Below are 13,586 nucleotides of genomic sequence, written 5' to 3' on the forward strand. Positions count from 1 at the left end.
CCAGGCTCGGCGGGGGCTCCCTCCTCAGGGAGGGGCCCCCGCCGGGAACCGGCAGACAATCAGGAGATAGACGTGATCCAGCAGGAGTCGCGACTGCGCGTCGCCGACAACACTGGTGCCAAGGAGATCCTTTGCATCCGTGTTCTCGGTGGCTCCGGTCGCCGCTACGCGGGCATCGGTGACGTCATCGTCGCCACCGTCAAGGACGCGATCCCCGGTGGCAACGTGAAGAAGGGTGACGTCGTCAAGGCGGTCATCGTTCGCACCGTCAAGGAGCGTCGCCGTCAGGACGGCTCGTACATCCGCTTCGACGAGAACGCCGCCGTCATTCTGAAGAACGACGGCGACCCTCGCGGCACCCGTATCTTCGGCCCCGTCGGCCGTGAGCTGCGCGAGAAGAAGTTCATGAAGATCATCTCGCTCGCGCCGGAGGTGCTGTAAGCATGAAGATCAAGAAGGGCGACCTGGTCCAGGTCATCACCGGTAAGGACAAGGGCAAGCAGGGCAAGGTCATCGCGGCCTTCCCCCGCGAGGACCGTGTCCTGGTCGAGGGTGTCAACCGGGTCAAGAAGCACACCAAGGCCGGCCAGACCGCTCGCGGTTCGCAGACCGGCGGCATCGTCACCACCGAGGCCCCCATTCACGTGAGCAACGTTCAGCTCGTCGTGGAGAAGGACGGCAAGAAGGTCGTGACCCGCGTCGGTTTCCGCTTCGACGACGAGGGCAACAAGATCCGCGTTGCCAAGCGGACGGGTGAGGACATCTGATGGCTACCACCACCACTCCGCGTCTGAAGACGAAGTACCGCGAGGAGATCGCGGGCAAGCTGCGTGAGGAGTTCTCCTACGAGAACGTCATGCAGGTTCCCGGCCTCGTCAAGATCGTGGTCAACATGGGTGTGGGCGACGCCGCCCGCGACTCCAAGCTGATCGACGGCGCGATTCGCGACCTCACCACGATCACCGGTCAGAAGCCGGCCGTCACCAAGGCCCGCAAGTCCATCGCGCAGTTCAAGCTGCGTGAGGGCCAGCCGATCGGTGCCCACGTCACGCTCCGTGGCGACCGCATGTGGGAGTTCCTGGACCGCACCCTGTCGCTCGCGCTCCCGCGCATCCGCGACTTCCGCGGTCTGTCCCCCAAGCAGTTCGACGGCCGTGGCAACTACACCTTCGGTCTCACCGAGCAGGTCATGTTCCACGAGATCGACCAGGACAAGATCGACCGCGTCCGGGGTATGGACATCACCGTGGTGACCACGGCGACCAACGACGCTGAGGGCCGTGCGCTTCTCCGTCACCTCGGCTTCCCCTTCAAGGAGGCGTAAGCGAGATGGCGAAGAAGGCTCTGATTGCCAAGGCTGCTCGTAAGCCCAAGTTCGGTGTGCGTGCCTACACCCGCTGCCAGCGCTGTGGCCGCCCGCACTCCGTGTACCGCAAGTTCGGCCTCTGCCGCGTGTGCCTTCGTGAGATGGCTCACCGTGGCGAGCTGCCGGGCGTGACCAAGAGCTCCTGGTAGTCCCTCCTTTCAGGGATGACCGGAGTCTCTCGGTAAGCAGAGGGTCGGCGGAGCGCCCTCCCCGCATGCCGTAGGCTTGTGGGGTTGGGCGTCCGCCGCCCGTCACGACTTACTACGCCGTAGGTCCCCGCGCCGCACCCGTCCCGCCCCTGTGTGGGGAGAGGGATGGCGCATACAGGAAACCCCGGCGAGAGAGGCCGAAGGCCAATTCATGACCATGACTGATCCGATCGCAGACATGCTGACGCGTCTGCGTAACGCGAACTCGGCGTACCACGACTCCGTGGCCATGCCGCACAGCAAGATCAAGTCGCACATCGCCGAGATCCTCCAGCAGGAGGGTTTCATCACCGGCTGGAAGGTCGAGGACGCCGAAGTCGGCAAGAACCTCGTCCTGGAGCTGAAGTTCGGCCCGAACCGTGAGCGTTCGATCGCCGGCATCAAGCGCATCTCCAAGCCGGGTCTGCGTGTTTACGCGAAGTCCACCAACCTGCCGAAGGTCCTCGGCGGCCTGGGCGTGGCGATCATCTCCACGTCCCACGGTCTCCTGACCGGCCAGCAGGCGCAGAAGAAGGGCGTGGGTGGGGAAGTCCTCGCCTACGTCTGGTAGTCGGGAACGGAGGAATAGCTCATGTCGCGAATCGGCAAGCTCCCCATCCAGGTTCCCGCCGGTGTGGACGTCACCATCGATGGCCGCACGGTCGTCGTGAAGGGTTCCAAGGGCACCCTCACGCACACCGTCGCGTCGCCGATCGAGATTGTTAAGGGCGAGGACGGCGTTCTCAACGTCACCCGTCCCAACGACGAGCGTCAGAACAAGGCCCTGCACGGCCTGTCCCGCACGCTGGTGGCGAACATGATCACCGGTGTGACCCAGGGATACACCAAGGCGCTCGAGATCAGCGGTGTCGGTTACCGCGTCGCCGCGAAGGGCTCCAACCTGGAGTTCCAGCTCGGCTACAGCCACCCGATCCTGGTGGAGGCGCCCGAGGGCATCTCCTTCAAGGTCGAGTCGCCGACCAAGTTCTCGGTCGAGGGCATCGACAAGCAGAAGGTCGGCGAGGTCGCCGCGAACATCCGCAAGCTGCGCAAGCCCGACCCGTACAAGGCCAAGGGCGTCAAGTACGCGGGCGAGGTCATCCGCCGCAAGGTCGGAAAGGCGGGTAAGTAAGCCATGGCATACGGCACGAAGATCGCCAAGGGCGACGCCTACAAGCGCGCCGCGAAGGCACGCCGTCACATCCGCATCCGCAAGAACGTGTCGGGTACGGCGGAGCGTCCGCGCCTCGTCGTGACGCGTTCGAACCGCAACATCGTCGCTCAGGTCATCGACGACCTCAAGGGTCACACCCTTGCGTCGGCGTCGACCCTGGACACGTCGATCCGCGGTGGCGAGGGCGACAAGTCCGCGCAGGCCCAGCAGGTCGGCGCCCTGGTCGCCGAGCGCGCCAAGGCCGCCGGTGTCGAGGCCGTCGTGTTCGACCGTGGTGGCAACAGGTACGCCGGGCGCATTGCCGCTCTGGCTGACGCCGCCCGCGAAGCCGGGCTGAAGTTCTGAGCCCCGGTTCCGGGACTAACGGACGTAACAGAGAGAGGTAATCCAATGGCTGGACCCCAGCGCCGCGGAAGCGGTGCCGGTGGCGGCGAGCGGCGGGACCGGAAGGGTCGCGACGGTGGCGCAGCCGCCGCCGAGAAGACCGCGTACGTCGAGCGCGTCGTCGCGATCAACCGCGTCGCCAAGGTTGTGAAGGGTGGTCGTCGCTTCAGCTTCACCGCGCTGGTCGTGGTGGGCGACGGTGACGGCACCGTGGGCGTCGGTTACGGCAAGGCCAAGGAGGTGCCGGCCGCCATCGCCAAGGGTGTTGAGGAGGCCAAGAAGCACTTCTTCAAGGTCCCCCGCATCCAGGGCACCATCCCGCACCCGATCCAGGGCGAGAAGGCTGCCGGCGTCGTTCTGCTGAAGCCGGCTTCCCCCGGTACCGGCGTCATCGCCGGTGGCCCGGTGCGCGCCGTGCTCGAGTGCGCGGGCGTGCACGACATCCTGTCGAAGTCGCTCGGCTCGGACAACGCGATCAACATCGTGCACGCGACCGTGGAGGCCCTGAAGGGTCTGCAGCGTCCCGAGGAGATCGCGGCCCGCCGCGGTCTGCCCCTCGAGGACGTCGCTCCCGCGGCCCTGCTGCGTGCGCGTGCGGGAGCGGGTGCGTAATGGCCCGTCTCAAGATCACGCAGACGAAGTCGTACATCGGCAGCAAGCAGAACCACCGTGACACGCTGCGTTCGCTCGGGCTCAAGCGCCTGAACGACGTGGTCGTCAAGGAGGACCGCCCCGAGTTCCGCGGCATGGTGCACACCGTCCGCCACCTCGTGACGGTCGAGGAGGTCGACTGACATGGCGGAGCAGAACCCGCTGAAGGTCCACAACCTCCGTCCCGCCCCGGGCGCCAAGACCGCCAAGACCCGTGTGGGTCGTGGTGAGGCGTCGAAGGGTAAGACGGCCGGTCGTGGCACCAAGGGCACCAAGGCCCGTTACCAGGTTCCGGAGCGCTTCGAGGGTGGGCAGATGCCCCTCCACATGCGCCTCCCGAAGCTCAAGGGCTTCAAGAACCCGTTCCGCACCGAGTACCAGGTCGTGAACCTGGACAAGCTCGCGGCCCTGTACCCGCAGGGTGGCGAGGTCACCGTTGCCGACCTGGTCGACAAGGGTGCCGTGCGCAAGAACCACCTCGTCAAGGTCCTTGGCCAGGGCGAGATCTCCGTGGCGCTGCAGGTGACGGTGGACGCCGTCTCCGGCTCCGCCAAGGAGAAGATTGCCGCCGCCGGCGGCACCGTCACCGAGCTCGTCTGAGACGACTCGATGGCCTGAACATCCAGCCGGGGATGCCTCTCAAAAGGGGCATCCCCGGTTGGTCGTTCCTAGGGAGGCAGGGTCGCCGGTAAGGTGGCGTCCACTGTTAACTTCAGCCCGGTGTGCCTCATGGGGCCCGCCGAGCGGTTTGGCCCCTTTCGTATTCGTCGATCCTCAATACCGTCACCTCTGACGCAGTAGCGCGGGGGTCGCAGGAGGCACCGTGCTCACCGCGTTCGCCCGGGCGTTCAAGACGCCCGACCTGCGCAAGAAGCTGCTCTTTACCCTTGCCATCATCGTTCTGTACCGCCTCGGGTCGCACATCCCGGTTCCGGGCGTCGACTACCAGAACGTACAGATCTGTGTGGATGCAGCCTCGAAGGGCAACAACAGCCTCTTCGGGCTGGTGAACATGTTCAGTGGCGGCGCGCTGCTGCAGATCACCATCTTCGCGCTCGGCATCATGCCGTACATCACGGCGAGCATCATCCTCCAGCTGCTGACGGTGGTCATCCCGCGGCTGGAAGCGCTCAAGAAGGAGGGGCAGTCCGGCACCGCGAAGATCACGCAGTACACGCGTTATCTGACGGTCGCCCTCGCCGTCCTCCAGGGCACCGGCCTCGTCGCGACCGCCCGCAGCGGTGCGCTCTTCAGCGGCTGCCGGGTCGCCAACGAGATCGTCCCGGACCAGTCGATCTTCACCACCGTCGTGATGGTCGTCACCATGACCGCCGGCACCGCCGCCACCATGTGGCTCGGTGAGCTCATCACCGACCGCGGCATCGGCAACGGCATGTCGATCCTGATGTTCATCTCGATCGCCGCCGGCTTCCCGGGCGCCCTGTGGGCCATCAAGGAGAGCGGCAAGCTCGCCCAGGGCTGGATCGAGTTCGGCACCGTCATCCTCATCGGCTTCGTGATGGTCGGCCTCGTCGTCTTCGTCGAGCAGGCCCAGCGCCGCATCCCCGTGCAGTACGCGAAGCGCATGATCGGCCGCAGGTCGTACGGCGGTACGTCCACGTACATCCCGCTCAAGGTGAACCAGGCAGGTGTGATTCCTGTCATCTTCGCCTCGTCGCTGCTCTACATCCCGGCGCTCGTCGCGCAGTTCTCCAGCGGCACCTCCGGCTGGAAGACCTGGATCGAAGCCCACTTCGTGAAGGGTGACCACCCCTACTACATCGCTACGTACTTCCTGTTGATCGTGTTCTTCGCCTTCTTCTACGTGGCGATCTCGTTCAACCCCGAGGAAGTCGCGGACAACATGAAGAAGTATGGTGGCTTCATCCCGGGTATCCGGGCCGGTCGTCCTACTGCCGAGTATCTGAGCTACGTGCTCAACAGGATCACTTGGCCGGGCTCGCTGTATCTGGGTCTGATTGCTCTTGTCCCGACGATGGCGTTGGCAGGCTTCGGCGGCGCGAACCAGAACTTCCCGTTCGGCGGGACGAGCATCCTCATCATCGTGGGTGTGGGTCTGGAGACCGTGAAGCAGATCGAGAGCCAGCTCCAGCAGCGTAATTACGAAGGGTTCCTCCGCTGATGCGAATCGTCCTCGTCGGACCGCCCGGTGCCGGGAAGGGAACGCAGGCTGCCTTCCTGGCGAAGAACCTGTCCATCCCGCACATCTCCACGGGCGACCTCTTCCGCGCCAACATCTCCCAGGGCACGGAGCTGGGCAAGCAGGCGAAGGCGTACATGGACGCCGGCAACCTGGTTCCCGACGAGGTCACCATCGGCATGGCCAAGGACCGCATGTCGCAGCCGGACGCCGTGAACGGCTTCCTGCTCGACGGCTTCCCGCGGAACGTGGGCCAGGCCGAGGCGCTGGACGGCATGCTCAAGGGCGAGGGCGTCGCACTCGACGCGGTGCTCGACCTGGAGGTCCCCGAGGACGAGGTGGTCAAGCGGATCGCCGGCCGCCGCGTCTGCCGCAACAACAGTGCGCACGTCTTCCACGTCGCGTACACGCCTCCGAAGACCGAGGGCGTCTGCGACGAGTGCGGCGGCGAGCTGTACCAGCGCGACGACGACTCCGAGGGGACCGTGCGCAAGCGGCTGGAGGTCTACCACACGCAGACCGAGCCGATCATCGACTACTACCGGGCCCAGGGCCTGGTGGTCACGATCTCCGCGCTGGGCAAGGTGGGCGACGTGACCGCCCGCGCCATGGAGGCTCTGGAGGGCGACAAGGCCGCCTAGGCCCGCCTCACCCCGCACGACCCGAGACAAGGCCGCGGTGTCCCCAGGACGCCGCGGCCTTATCGTTGACACGCCCCGTTTTCCCCGAGACCGTCCCCCACCGGAAAGGCGCCCGTCGCAATGGTGCAGATCAAGACCCCCGAGCAGATCGCGAAGATGCGCGAGGCGGGACTGGTCGTCGCCGCCATCCACGCGGCGACCCGTGTGGCCGCCGTCCCCGGAGCCACCACCCGCGACCTGGACGAGGTGGCCCGCAAGGTCATCGCCGAGCACGGCGCCAAGTCCAACTTCCTCGGCTACGGCGGCTTCCCCGCCACCATCTGCACCTCGGTGAACGAGGTCGTGGTGCACGGCATCCCCGACGAGAAGACCGTCCTGAAGGACGGCGACATCATCTCGGTCGACTGCGGCGCGATCGTGGACGGCTGGCACGGCGACGCCGCCTACACGGCCTTCGTGGGCACCGGTCACGCTCCGGAGCTGATCGAACTCTCCCGGGTCACCGAGGAGTCGATGTGGGCCGGCATCGCGGCCATGAAGAACGGCAACCGCCTCGTCGACGTCTCGCGCGCGATCGAGACCTACATCCGGCGCCAGCCGCGTCCGGCGACCGGGAAGTACGGGATCATCGAGGACTACGGCGGCCACGGCATCGGCACCGAGATGCACATGGACCCGCACCTGCTGAACTACGTCTCCCGGGGGCGCGGCCGCGGCCCGAAGCTGGTGCCGGGCTTCTGCCTGGCGATCGAGCCGATGGTGTCGCTGGGCACCCCGGAGACCGAGGTCCTCGCCGACGACTGGACGGTCATCACCACCGACGGCACCTGGTCCTCGCACTGGGAGCACTCGGTCGCCCTCACCGAGGAGGGCCCGCTGGTGCTCACGGCCCCCGACGGCGGCCGGGCGAAGCTGGCGGAGCTGGGTGTCACGGCGGCTCCGGATCCGCTGGCCTGAGCAGTGATTGACGATCTGCGCCGGTGGGCAGACTTGACGGATTCGTCTTTTCGGCACCCCTGACGTAGACTGATGCGTCGGCTCTCGTGCATCCGTGTGTCCGCACCCGGTTCGAGAGTCGATCAAGGTAGCCGATTCGAAGGGCGAAGCGTGGCCAAGAAGCAAGGTGCCATCGAGATCGAGGGCACCGTGATCGAGTCCCTCCCGAACGCCATGTTCAAGGTGGAGCTCCAGAACGGTCACAAGGTCCTCGCGCACATCTCCGGCAAGATGCGTATGCACTACATCCGTATCCTTCCGGACGACCGGGTCGTGGTGGAGCTCTCTCCCTACGACCTGACGCGTGGGCGGATCGTCTACCGCTACAAGTAGATCTTGTCGCACCCCCGTTCGCGGGGTGTCGGCACTGACCCGGAGAACCTCACATCCCATGAAGGTCAAGCCGAGCGTCAAGAAGATCTGCGACAAGTGCAAGGTGATCCGCCGTCACGGCCGGGTCATGGTCATCTGCGACAACCTGCGCCACAAGCAGCGCCAGGGCTGACGCACGACCACCTGCACTCGCAGTTCTTCGCGCGACGCACGTAAAAACACGTACATACGCAGGGTCCGCCTGGCTTCGGCCGGCGACACCCCCGGTGGAGGCCGGGGACCTGGACGTACCACCCCGCTCGCGGGGTCGGCGGCCACGGAACGACCCTGCGGAAGACCTCCGACTATCACAGGAGCCATGAATGGCACGCCTTGAAGGCGTTGACCTTCCGCGCGACAAGCGCATCGAGGTCGCCCTCACCTACGTTTTCGGCATCGGGCGCACCCGGTCCCAGGAGACCCTCGCCGCCACCGGTGTCGACCCGAACGTCCGCGTTCGTGACCTCCCGGAAGAGGACCTGGTCAAGATCCGCGAGTACGTGGACGTCAACTTCCAGACCGAAGGTGACCTCCGCCGCGACATCCAGGCCAACATCCGCCGCAAGGTCGAGATCGGCTGCTACCAGGGTCTGCGTCACCGCCGCGGCCTGCCGGTCCACGGTCAGCGCACCAGCACGAACGCGCGTACCCGCAAGGGCCCGCGTCGCGCCATCGCCGGCAAGAAGAAGCCGGGCAAGAAGTAGTCCTCAGCGGACGCTCATCAGCGGTCTTCGCTGTAGGACCGACCACCTCCCGTAGGAGTAAGAGATGCCCCCCAAGGGACGTCAGGGCGCTGCCAAGAAGGTGCGCCGCAAGGAAAAGAAGAACGTCGCTCACGGCCACGCGCACATCAAGAGCACGTTCAACAACACGATCGTCTCGATCACGGACCCCTCGGGCAACGTGATCTCCTGGGCCTCCGCCGGCCACGTCGGCTTCAAGGGCTCGCGCAAGTCCACCCCCTTCGCCGCGCAGATGGCCGCCGAGTCGGCCGCCCGCCGCGCGCAGGAGCACGGCATGCGCAAGGTCGACGTCTTCGTCAAGGGTCCCGGCTCCGGCCGCGAGACCGCGATCCGCTCCCTCCAGGCCACCGGCCTCGAGGTCGGCTCGATCCAGGACGTCACCCCCACCCCGCACAACGGCTGCCGTCCGCCGAAGCGCCGCCGCGTCTGACGCACGGCCTTCTGCGGCCCCGGCCGCAGGACCAGGGTGTTTCCGGGCGGTACGTCCCTTTCGGGGCGTGCCGCCCGTACCCTGTATCAGAGGACGTCAAATAGCGGGCGTCCACGACTGAAGGAATCATCACCATGCTGATCGCTCAGCGTCCCTCGCTGACCGAAGAGGTCGTCGACGAGTACCGTTCGCGGTTCGTCATCGAGCCCCTGGAGCCGGGCTTCGGCTACACGCTCGGCAACTCCCTGCGCCGTACCCTCCTCTCCTCGATCCCGGGTGCGGCCGTCACGTCCATCCGCATCGACGGTGTCCTGCACGAGTTCACCACCGTGCCGGGCGTCAAGGAGGACGTCACCGACCTCATCCTCAACATCAAGCAGCTGGTCGTCTCCTCGGAGCACGACGAGCCGGTCGTGATGTACCTGCGCAAGCAGGGCCCCGGCCTGGTCACCGCCGCGGACATCGCCCCGCCGGCCGGTGTCGAGGTCCACAACCCCGACCTGGTCCTCGCCACGCTGAACGGCAAGGGCAAGCTGGAGATGGAGCTGACCGTCGAGCGCGGTCGCGGCTACGTCTCCGCCGTGCAGAACAAGCAGGTCGGCCAGGAGATCGGCCGCATCCCGGTCGACTCCATCTACTCGCCGGTCCTCAAGGTCACCTACAAGGTCGAGGCGACCCGAGTCGAGCAGCGGACCGACTTCGACAAGCTGATCGTCGACGTCGAGACCAAGCAGGCCATGCGCCCGCGCGACGCCATGGCGTCCGCCGGCAAGACCCTGGTCGAGCTGTTCGGCCTGGCCCGCGAGCTCAACATCGACGCCGAGGGCATCGACATGGGCCCGTCCCCGACGGACGCCGCCCTCGCCGCCGACCTGGCGCTGCCGATCGAGGAGCTCGAGCTCACCGTCCGGTCGTACAACTGCCTCAAGCGCGAGGGCATCCACTCCGTGGGTGAGCTCGTGGCGCGTTCCGAGGCCGACCTGCTCGACATCCGCAACTTCGGTGCGAAGTCGATCGACGAGGTCAAGGCGAAGCTGGCCGGCATGGGCCTGGCCCTGAAGGACAGCCCGCCCGGATTCGACCCGACCGCCGCCGCCGACGCCTTCGGCGCCGACGACGACGCGGACGCGGGCTTCGTCGAGACCGAGCAGTACTGAGACCCGGGCCTCACGGCCCGTACCGCCGCAGCCTCCCACCGCGCCCGCGCGGTGGCCGAGCGAGCGGCACCGCCCCGCGCCCCCTCGGGGGCGCGGGTCTCCGACAGGTAACCGCCTGCTCGGATACTGACACCGGTACCTCGTACGGCCGGTGCAGACACCAAGGAGAAACACCATGCCGCGTCCCACCAAGGGAGCCCGTTTCGGTGGCAGCGCCGCTCACGAGAAGCTTCTTCTCGCGAACCTGGCGAAGTCGCTGTTCGAGCACGGCCGCATCACCACGACCGAGGCCAAGGCCCGCCGCCTGCGTCCGGTCGCCGAGCGCCTGATCACCAAGGCGAAGAAGGGCGACATCCACAACCGTCGCCTGGTGCTGCAGACGATCACGGACAAGGGCATCGTGCACACGCTCTTCACCGAGATCGCTCCGCGCTACGCCGAGCGTCCGGGCGGCTACACCCGCATCACGAAGATCGGCAACCGTCGTGGCGACAACGCCCCGATGGCCGTGATCGAGCTGGTCGAGGGTGAGATCGCGAAGAAGGCGACCGTCGCCGAGGCCGAGGCCGCCACCAAGCGCGCCGTCAAGGAGTCCGAGGCCAAGGCCGAGGAGTCCAAGGCCGAGGACACCAAGGACGAGGCCGCCGAGGCCCCGGCCGAGGAGTCCAAGGACGCCTGAGCCTGATCCCAGGTTCGTCGAGCGGGCCCGTCCCCCTGGTGGGGGCGGGCCCGTTCCGCATGGTGGGGGCGGGCGCGTCACCCGTGGTGAAGGCGGGCTCGATACCCGTGATGGGGGCGGGCGCGTTCCGCGTGAGTTGAGAGGATGGTCGCGTGAGCGACGAGGTGAGGCCCGGGCACGTCCGGGTGCGGCTGGATCTTTCGTACGACGGCAAGGACTTCTCCGGCTGGGCCAAGCAGGCCCAGGGGCAGCGGACCGTGCAGGGCGAGATCGAGGACGCCCTGCGGACGGTGACCCGTTCCGCCACCACGTACGAGCTGACGGTCGCCGGCCGCACGGACGCCGGGGTGCACGCACGGGGGCAGGTGGCCCACGTCGACCTGCCCGGCGAGGTGTGGGCCGAGCACCGGGAGAAGCTGCTCAAGCGGCTGGCCGGCCGGCTCGCCCGGGACGTGCGCATCTGGAGCGCCGAGGAGGCGCCCGAGGGGTTCAACGCCCGTTTCTCGGCGATCTGGCGGCGGTACGCGTACCGGGTGACCGATGCGCCCGGCGGCGTCGATCCGCTGCTGCGGGGCCATGTCCTGTGGCACGACTGGCCGTTGGACGTGGACGCGATGAACGCGGCCGCCGAGCGGCTGGTGGGGGAGCACGACTTCGCCGCGTACTGCAAGAAGCGTGAGGGCGCCACCACCATCCGCACGCTCCAGCGGCTGTCCTGGGAGCGGGACGCCTCGGGCGTCCTGACCGCCACGGTGCAGGCGGACGCCTTCTGCCACAACATGGTGCGCTCCCTCGTCGGGGCGATGCTGTTCGTCGGCGACGGGCACCGCCCGGTCGGCTGGCCGGCCGAGGTGCTGGCGGCCGGCGTCCGGGACTCGGCGGTGCACGTGGTCCGTCCGCACGGTCTGACCCTGGAGGAAGTCGCCTACCCCGCCGACGAGTTGCTCGCCGCGCGGAACAAGGAGGCGCGCAACAAGCGCTCACTGCCCGGTACTTCGGCGGCCTGCTGCTGAAGCCCGAGGGCAACCATGCGCCCGCTGAACGGTCTTGGCACAGGGGCGGAGGGTTCCGTCCGGGTACCGGCGGCACGGGCGAGGGGCGGGGTCATGGCGGGGACTGCGGGACGGCTTCTGCGCGGCGCGGCGGCCCTCGGGGCGTCCCTGGCCCTCCTGGGCGGCTCGGCCGGGGTCGTGCGGGCCGAGGAGCCCGCGTACGCCATGGAGGTCGAGTCCGCTCTGCGGCTGCCGCCGGCGGGGTCACGGGACCAGCAGCCCTCCTACCACGCGCATCTCGACCGGCCGAAGGGTGATGTGCCCCGGGACTACGTGTTCACCTGGGACTTCTCCGAGCTGGCCGGCTTCGTCGACGTCGGGGTCGAGCCCCACTCCGGGGACAGGTGCACCGTCGGCGGCACCCGCATGTCGTGCCGTCACCGGGTCGTGGACGGCAACCCGCTCGTGCCGACTCCCCGGCTCCGGGCGGTCCGGGGCGCGAGGGACGGGCGCAGCGGCCATCTGCGGGTGACCGCCGAGTCCGAGGGCGTCACCGTGCGGGGTGCCTCGACCCTGGTGCGCGTGGGCGGAGCGGAACTCCTCGCCCTCCAGGTGCCCCTGGACCGCCGGCCGTTCGTGGGCGAGGTCCAGCGCCCTCGGTACTCGTTCGTCAACAACGGCACGCTGCCGGCCGGGCGGGTGCTGCTGGCCCTGACGGTCACGCGGGGCATGGACCTCCCCCGTACCGCCGGCAACTGCGAGTACGCCGACCTGCCGGGGCCGGTGGAGACCGGCTTCGCGCTCTGCTCGTTCGACGGCCCCTTCCGGCCGGGCGCCGTCTACCGCGCCGACCGCGGCATCGAGGTGCGGACGGGGGAGCGGGCGCTGGTCGACACGCTGAAGTACGAGTTCCTGGCCGACGCCCCGGCCGTGCGCGAGCGGCTGCGCGCCGGCCTGGTCCTCACGAGGGGCACCGGGCCGTCCGCGGTGATGCGGGAGGAGGGCTCGGACCCTCCTCCCGCCGACCGGCTCCGGGACGCAGCGGGGTTCTACGAGCCCCGGGCCCGGAACACCACGGATCTCCAGGTGCTCGGCGACACGGCCTTCGCCGCCCCGGGGGAGCGGTTCTCGGTCGACCTGGGCGTCCGCAACAACGGCCCGGCGTGGATCACCTGGCGCGGCGCCGGCGACCCCGGCAGCCTGGCCACCGTCTGGTTCACCCCGCCGCCGGGCACGAAGGTGGTCTCCAAGCCCGACCGGTGCCAGGCCGCGTCCGCGGAGGGGAAGGTGTACCGCGACGGGCTGGGTGCGCCGGTGTACACCTGCGCGTTGGTCGGCCACGTCCTGGAGGACCAGCGGCACGTCCTGCGCTTCGGCCTGCTGGCCGAGGAGGAGGTCGAGAACGCCCGGGGCCGGATCGAGCTCCTCGGCGGCACGCACCAGTTCCGGCCCGACGACGACGCCGAGCCGGACAACAACACGGCATCCGTGGTGGTCAACCCGGCCGAGGCGGCCGAGGGCACCCAGGGCGTCCTGGCGTTCGCCCTGGGTGCGGCGGCGGTCGCCCTGGCCGGCGGAGCGCTGGCCGCCGTGGTGCGCAGGCGACGGCGGGCCGCCTGACCGTCCCGCGTCCGGGCGGCGGGAGCGGCGCG

Annotated in this window: 21 protein-coding genes; all 21 read left to right on the forward strand. The window is 68.2% G+C overall.

Going from position 1 to position 13,586, the window contains the following annotated elements:
• The first annotated feature begins 72 nt into the window (after positions 1 to 72).
• The 21 genes from rplN to IAG43_RS18895 all read left to right on the forward strand — a co-directional run bounded on the left by rplN (position 73) and on the right by IAG43_RS18895 (position 13,554).
• Positions 73 to 441 carry a 50S ribosomal protein L14 gene (gene rplN / locus IAG43_RS18795; RefSeq protein WP_003956455.1) on the forward strand — a complete coding sequence of 123 codons (369 nt, stop codon included), beginning with the start codon at positions 73 to 75 and terminating at the stop codon, positions 439 to 441.
• A 2-nt stretch (positions 442 to 443) separates the two neighbouring features.
• On the forward strand, positions 444 to 767 hold the full coding sequence (rplX, locus tag IAG43_RS18800; RefSeq protein WP_005313570.1) for a 50S ribosomal protein L24: 324 nt from the start codon (positions 444 to 446) through the stop codon (positions 765 to 767).
• The gene (rplE, locus tag IAG43_RS18805; RefSeq protein WP_147987686.1) at positions 767 to 1,324 is read left to right on the forward strand and encodes a 50S ribosomal protein L5; all 558 of its coding nucleotides are present in this window, start codon (positions 767 to 769) and stop codon (positions 1,322 to 1,324) included. Before rplX ends, rplE begins: the two co-directional genes overlap by 1 nt.
• Positions 1,325 to 1,329: 5 nt before the next feature.
• Positions 1,330 to 1,515 carry a type Z 30S ribosomal protein S14 gene (locus IAG43_RS18810; RefSeq protein ID WP_003956452.1) on the forward strand — a complete coding sequence of 62 codons (186 nt, stop codon included), beginning with the start codon at positions 1,330 to 1,332 and terminating at the stop codon, positions 1,513 to 1,515.
• Between the two features lie 211 nt (positions 1,516 to 1,726).
• Entirely contained in the window at positions 1,727 to 2,125 is a 399-nt protein-coding gene (gene rpsH / locus IAG43_RS18815) for a 30S ribosomal protein S8 (protein ID WP_018847496.1), read from the forward strand.
• A 21-nt stretch (positions 2,126 to 2,146) separates the two neighbouring features.
• The gene (gene rplF / locus IAG43_RS18820) at positions 2,147 to 2,686 is read left to right on the forward strand and encodes a 50S ribosomal protein L6 (protein ID WP_147987687.1); all 540 of its coding nucleotides are present in this window, start codon (positions 2,147 to 2,149) and stop codon (positions 2,684 to 2,686) included.
• Positions 2,687 to 2,689: 3 nt separating this feature from the next.
• Positions 2,690 to 3,073 carry a 50S ribosomal protein L18 gene (rplR, locus tag IAG43_RS18825; protein ID WP_187741874.1) on the forward strand — a complete coding sequence of 128 codons (384 nt, stop codon included), beginning with the start codon at positions 2,690 to 2,692 and terminating at the stop codon, positions 3,071 to 3,073.
• 45 nt (positions 3,074 to 3,118) lie between these two features.
• Entirely contained in the window at positions 3,119 to 3,724 is a 606-nt protein-coding gene (gene rpsE / locus IAG43_RS18830; protein WP_030201551.1) for a 30S ribosomal protein S5, read from the forward strand.
• Positions 3,724 to 3,906 (forward strand): 50S ribosomal protein L30, encoded by a 183-nt coding sequence (gene rpmD, locus IAG43_RS18835; protein ID WP_005313525.1) that lies wholly within the window; start codon positions 3,724 to 3,726, stop codon positions 3,904 to 3,906. Before rpsE ends, rpmD begins: the two co-directional genes overlap by 1 nt.
• A gap of 1 nt (position 3,907) precedes the next feature.
• The gene (gene rplO, locus IAG43_RS18840) at positions 3,908 to 4,363 is read left to right on the forward strand and encodes a 50S ribosomal protein L15 (protein WP_187741875.1); all 456 of its coding nucleotides are present in this window, start codon (positions 3,908 to 3,910) and stop codon (positions 4,361 to 4,363) included.
• A gap of 223 nt (positions 4,364 to 4,586) precedes the next feature.
• Entirely contained in the window at positions 4,587 to 5,906 is a 1,320-nt protein-coding gene (gene secY / locus IAG43_RS18845) for a preprotein translocase subunit SecY (RefSeq protein ID WP_187741876.1), read from the forward strand.
• Positions 5,906 to 6,565: an adenylate kinase gene (locus IAG43_RS18850; RefSeq protein WP_187741877.1), complete on the forward strand. Its 660-nt coding sequence runs from the start codon at positions 5,906 to 5,908 to the stop codon at positions 6,563 to 6,565. Before secY ends, IAG43_RS18850 begins: the two co-directional genes overlap by 1 nt.
• 120 nt (positions 6,566 to 6,685) lie before the next feature.
• Positions 6,686 to 7,522 (forward strand): type I methionyl aminopeptidase, encoded by an 837-nt coding sequence (map, locus tag IAG43_RS18855; protein WP_187741878.1) that lies wholly within the window; start codon positions 6,686 to 6,688, stop codon positions 7,520 to 7,522.
• Between the two features lie 150 nt (positions 7,523 to 7,672).
• Positions 7,673 to 7,894 carry a translation initiation factor IF-1 gene (gene infA / locus IAG43_RS18860; protein ID WP_003956442.1) on the forward strand — a complete coding sequence of 74 codons (222 nt, stop codon included), beginning with the start codon at positions 7,673 to 7,675 and terminating at the stop codon, positions 7,892 to 7,894.
• 58 nt (positions 7,895 to 7,952) lie between these two features.
• Complete coding sequence (gene rpmJ, locus IAG43_RS18865; protein WP_003956441.1) at positions 7,953 to 8,066, forward strand: 50S ribosomal protein L36; 114 nt, start codon at positions 7,953 to 7,955, stop codon at positions 8,064 to 8,066.
• Positions 8,067 to 8,256: 190 nt separating this feature from the next.
• Complete coding sequence (gene rpsM, locus IAG43_RS18870) at positions 8,257 to 8,637, forward strand: 30S ribosomal protein S13 (RefSeq protein WP_147987692.1); 381 nt, start codon at positions 8,257 to 8,259, stop codon at positions 8,635 to 8,637.
• A gap of 64 nt (positions 8,638 to 8,701) precedes the next feature.
• A complete protein-coding gene (gene rpsK, locus IAG43_RS18875; RefSeq protein ID WP_003956432.1) occupies positions 8,702 to 9,106 on the forward strand; it encodes a 30S ribosomal protein S11 in 405 nt (134 codons plus the stop codon).
• Between the two features lie 134 nt (positions 9,107 to 9,240).
• On the forward strand, positions 9,241 to 10,263 hold the full coding sequence (locus tag IAG43_RS18880; protein WP_003956430.1) for a DNA-directed RNA polymerase subunit alpha: 1,023 nt from the start codon (positions 9,241 to 9,243) through the stop codon (positions 10,261 to 10,263).
• Between the two features lie 175 nt (positions 10,264 to 10,438).
• A complete protein-coding gene (rplQ, locus tag IAG43_RS18885) occupies positions 10,439 to 10,942 on the forward strand; it encodes a 50S ribosomal protein L17 (protein ID WP_187741879.1) in 504 nt (167 codons plus the stop codon).
• 152 nt (positions 10,943 to 11,094) lie between these two features.
• Positions 11,095 to 11,955, forward strand: a complete 861-nt coding sequence (gene truA, locus IAG43_RS18890) for a tRNA pseudouridine(38-40) synthase TruA (RefSeq protein WP_187741880.1) — start codon at positions 11,095 to 11,097, stop codon at positions 11,953 to 11,955.
• A gap of 93 nt (positions 11,956 to 12,048) precedes the next feature.
• Entirely contained in the window at positions 12,049 to 13,554 is a 1,506-nt protein-coding gene (locus IAG43_RS18895) for a hypothetical protein (RefSeq protein WP_187741881.1), read from the forward strand.
• Positions 13,555 to 13,586 lie beyond the last annotated feature (32 nt).

This window comes from Streptomyces genisteinicus, from assembly GCF_014489615.1.
Taxonomy (GTDB): Bacteria; Actinomycetota; Actinomycetes; order Streptomycetales; family Streptomycetaceae; genus Streptomyces; species Streptomyces genisteinicus.

What these genes read in the sequence shown, in the direction of transcription:
- map (WP_187741878.1), top strand. Translation starts at nt 6,686, where the DNA reads ATGGTGCAGATCAAGACCCCCGAGCAGATCGCGAAGATGCGCGAGGCG.
- rpmJ (WP_003956441.1), top strand. Translation starts at nt 7,953, where the DNA reads ATGAAGGTCAAGCCGAGCGTCAAGAAGATCTGCGACAAGTGCAAGGTG.
- IAG43_RS18810 (WP_003956452.1), top strand. Translation starts at nt 1,330, where the DNA reads ATGGCGAAGAAGGCTCTGATTGCCAAGGCTGCTCGTAAGCCCAAGTTC.
- rplE (WP_147987686.1), top strand. Translation starts at nt 767, where the DNA reads ATGGCTACCACCACCACTCCGCGTCTGAAGACGAAGTACCGCGAGGAG.
- rplO (WP_187741875.1), top strand. Translation starts at nt 3,908, where the DNA reads ATGGCGGAGCAGAACCCGCTGAAGGTCCACAACCTCCGTCCCGCCCCG.
- rpsE (WP_030201551.1), top strand. Translation starts at nt 3,119, where the DNA reads ATGGCTGGACCCCAGCGCCGCGGAAGCGGTGCCGGTGGCGGCGAGCGG.
- rpsM (WP_147987692.1), top strand. Translation starts at nt 8,257, where the DNA reads ATGGCACGCCTTGAAGGCGTTGACCTTCCGCGCGACAAGCGCATCGAG.
- IAG43_RS18895 (WP_187741881.1), top strand. Translation starts at nt 12,049, where the DNA reads ATGGCGGGGACTGCGGGACGGCTTCTGCGCGGCGCGGCGGCCCTCGGG.
- rplF (WP_147987687.1), top strand. Translation starts at nt 2,147, where the DNA reads ATGTCGCGAATCGGCAAGCTCCCCATCCAGGTTCCCGCCGGTGTGGAC.
- rplR (WP_187741874.1), top strand. Translation starts at nt 2,690, where the DNA reads ATGGCATACGGCACGAAGATCGCCAAGGGCGACGCCTACAAGCGCGCC.
- IAG43_RS18880 (WP_003956430.1), top strand. Translation starts at nt 9,241, where the DNA reads ATGCTGATCGCTCAGCGTCCCTCGCTGACCGAAGAGGTCGTCGACGAG.
- IAG43_RS18850 (WP_187741877.1), top strand. Translation starts at nt 5,906, where the DNA reads ATGCGAATCGTCCTCGTCGGACCGCCCGGTGCCGGGAAGGGAACGCAG.
- rpsH (WP_018847496.1), top strand. Translation starts at nt 1,727, where the DNA reads ATGACCATGACTGATCCGATCGCAGACATGCTGACGCGTCTGCGTAAC.
- rpsK (WP_003956432.1), top strand. Translation starts at nt 8,702, where the DNA reads ATGCCCCCCAAGGGACGTCAGGGCGCTGCCAAGAAGGTGCGCCGCAAG.
- rplX (WP_005313570.1), top strand. Translation starts at nt 444, where the DNA reads ATGAAGATCAAGAAGGGCGACCTGGTCCAGGTCATCACCGGTAAGGAC.
- rplQ (WP_187741879.1), top strand. Translation starts at nt 10,439, where the DNA reads ATGCCGCGTCCCACCAAGGGAGCCCGTTTCGGTGGCAGCGCCGCTCAC.
- rpmD (WP_005313525.1), top strand. Translation starts at nt 3,724, where the DNA reads ATGGCCCGTCTCAAGATCACGCAGACGAAGTCGTACATCGGCAGCAAG.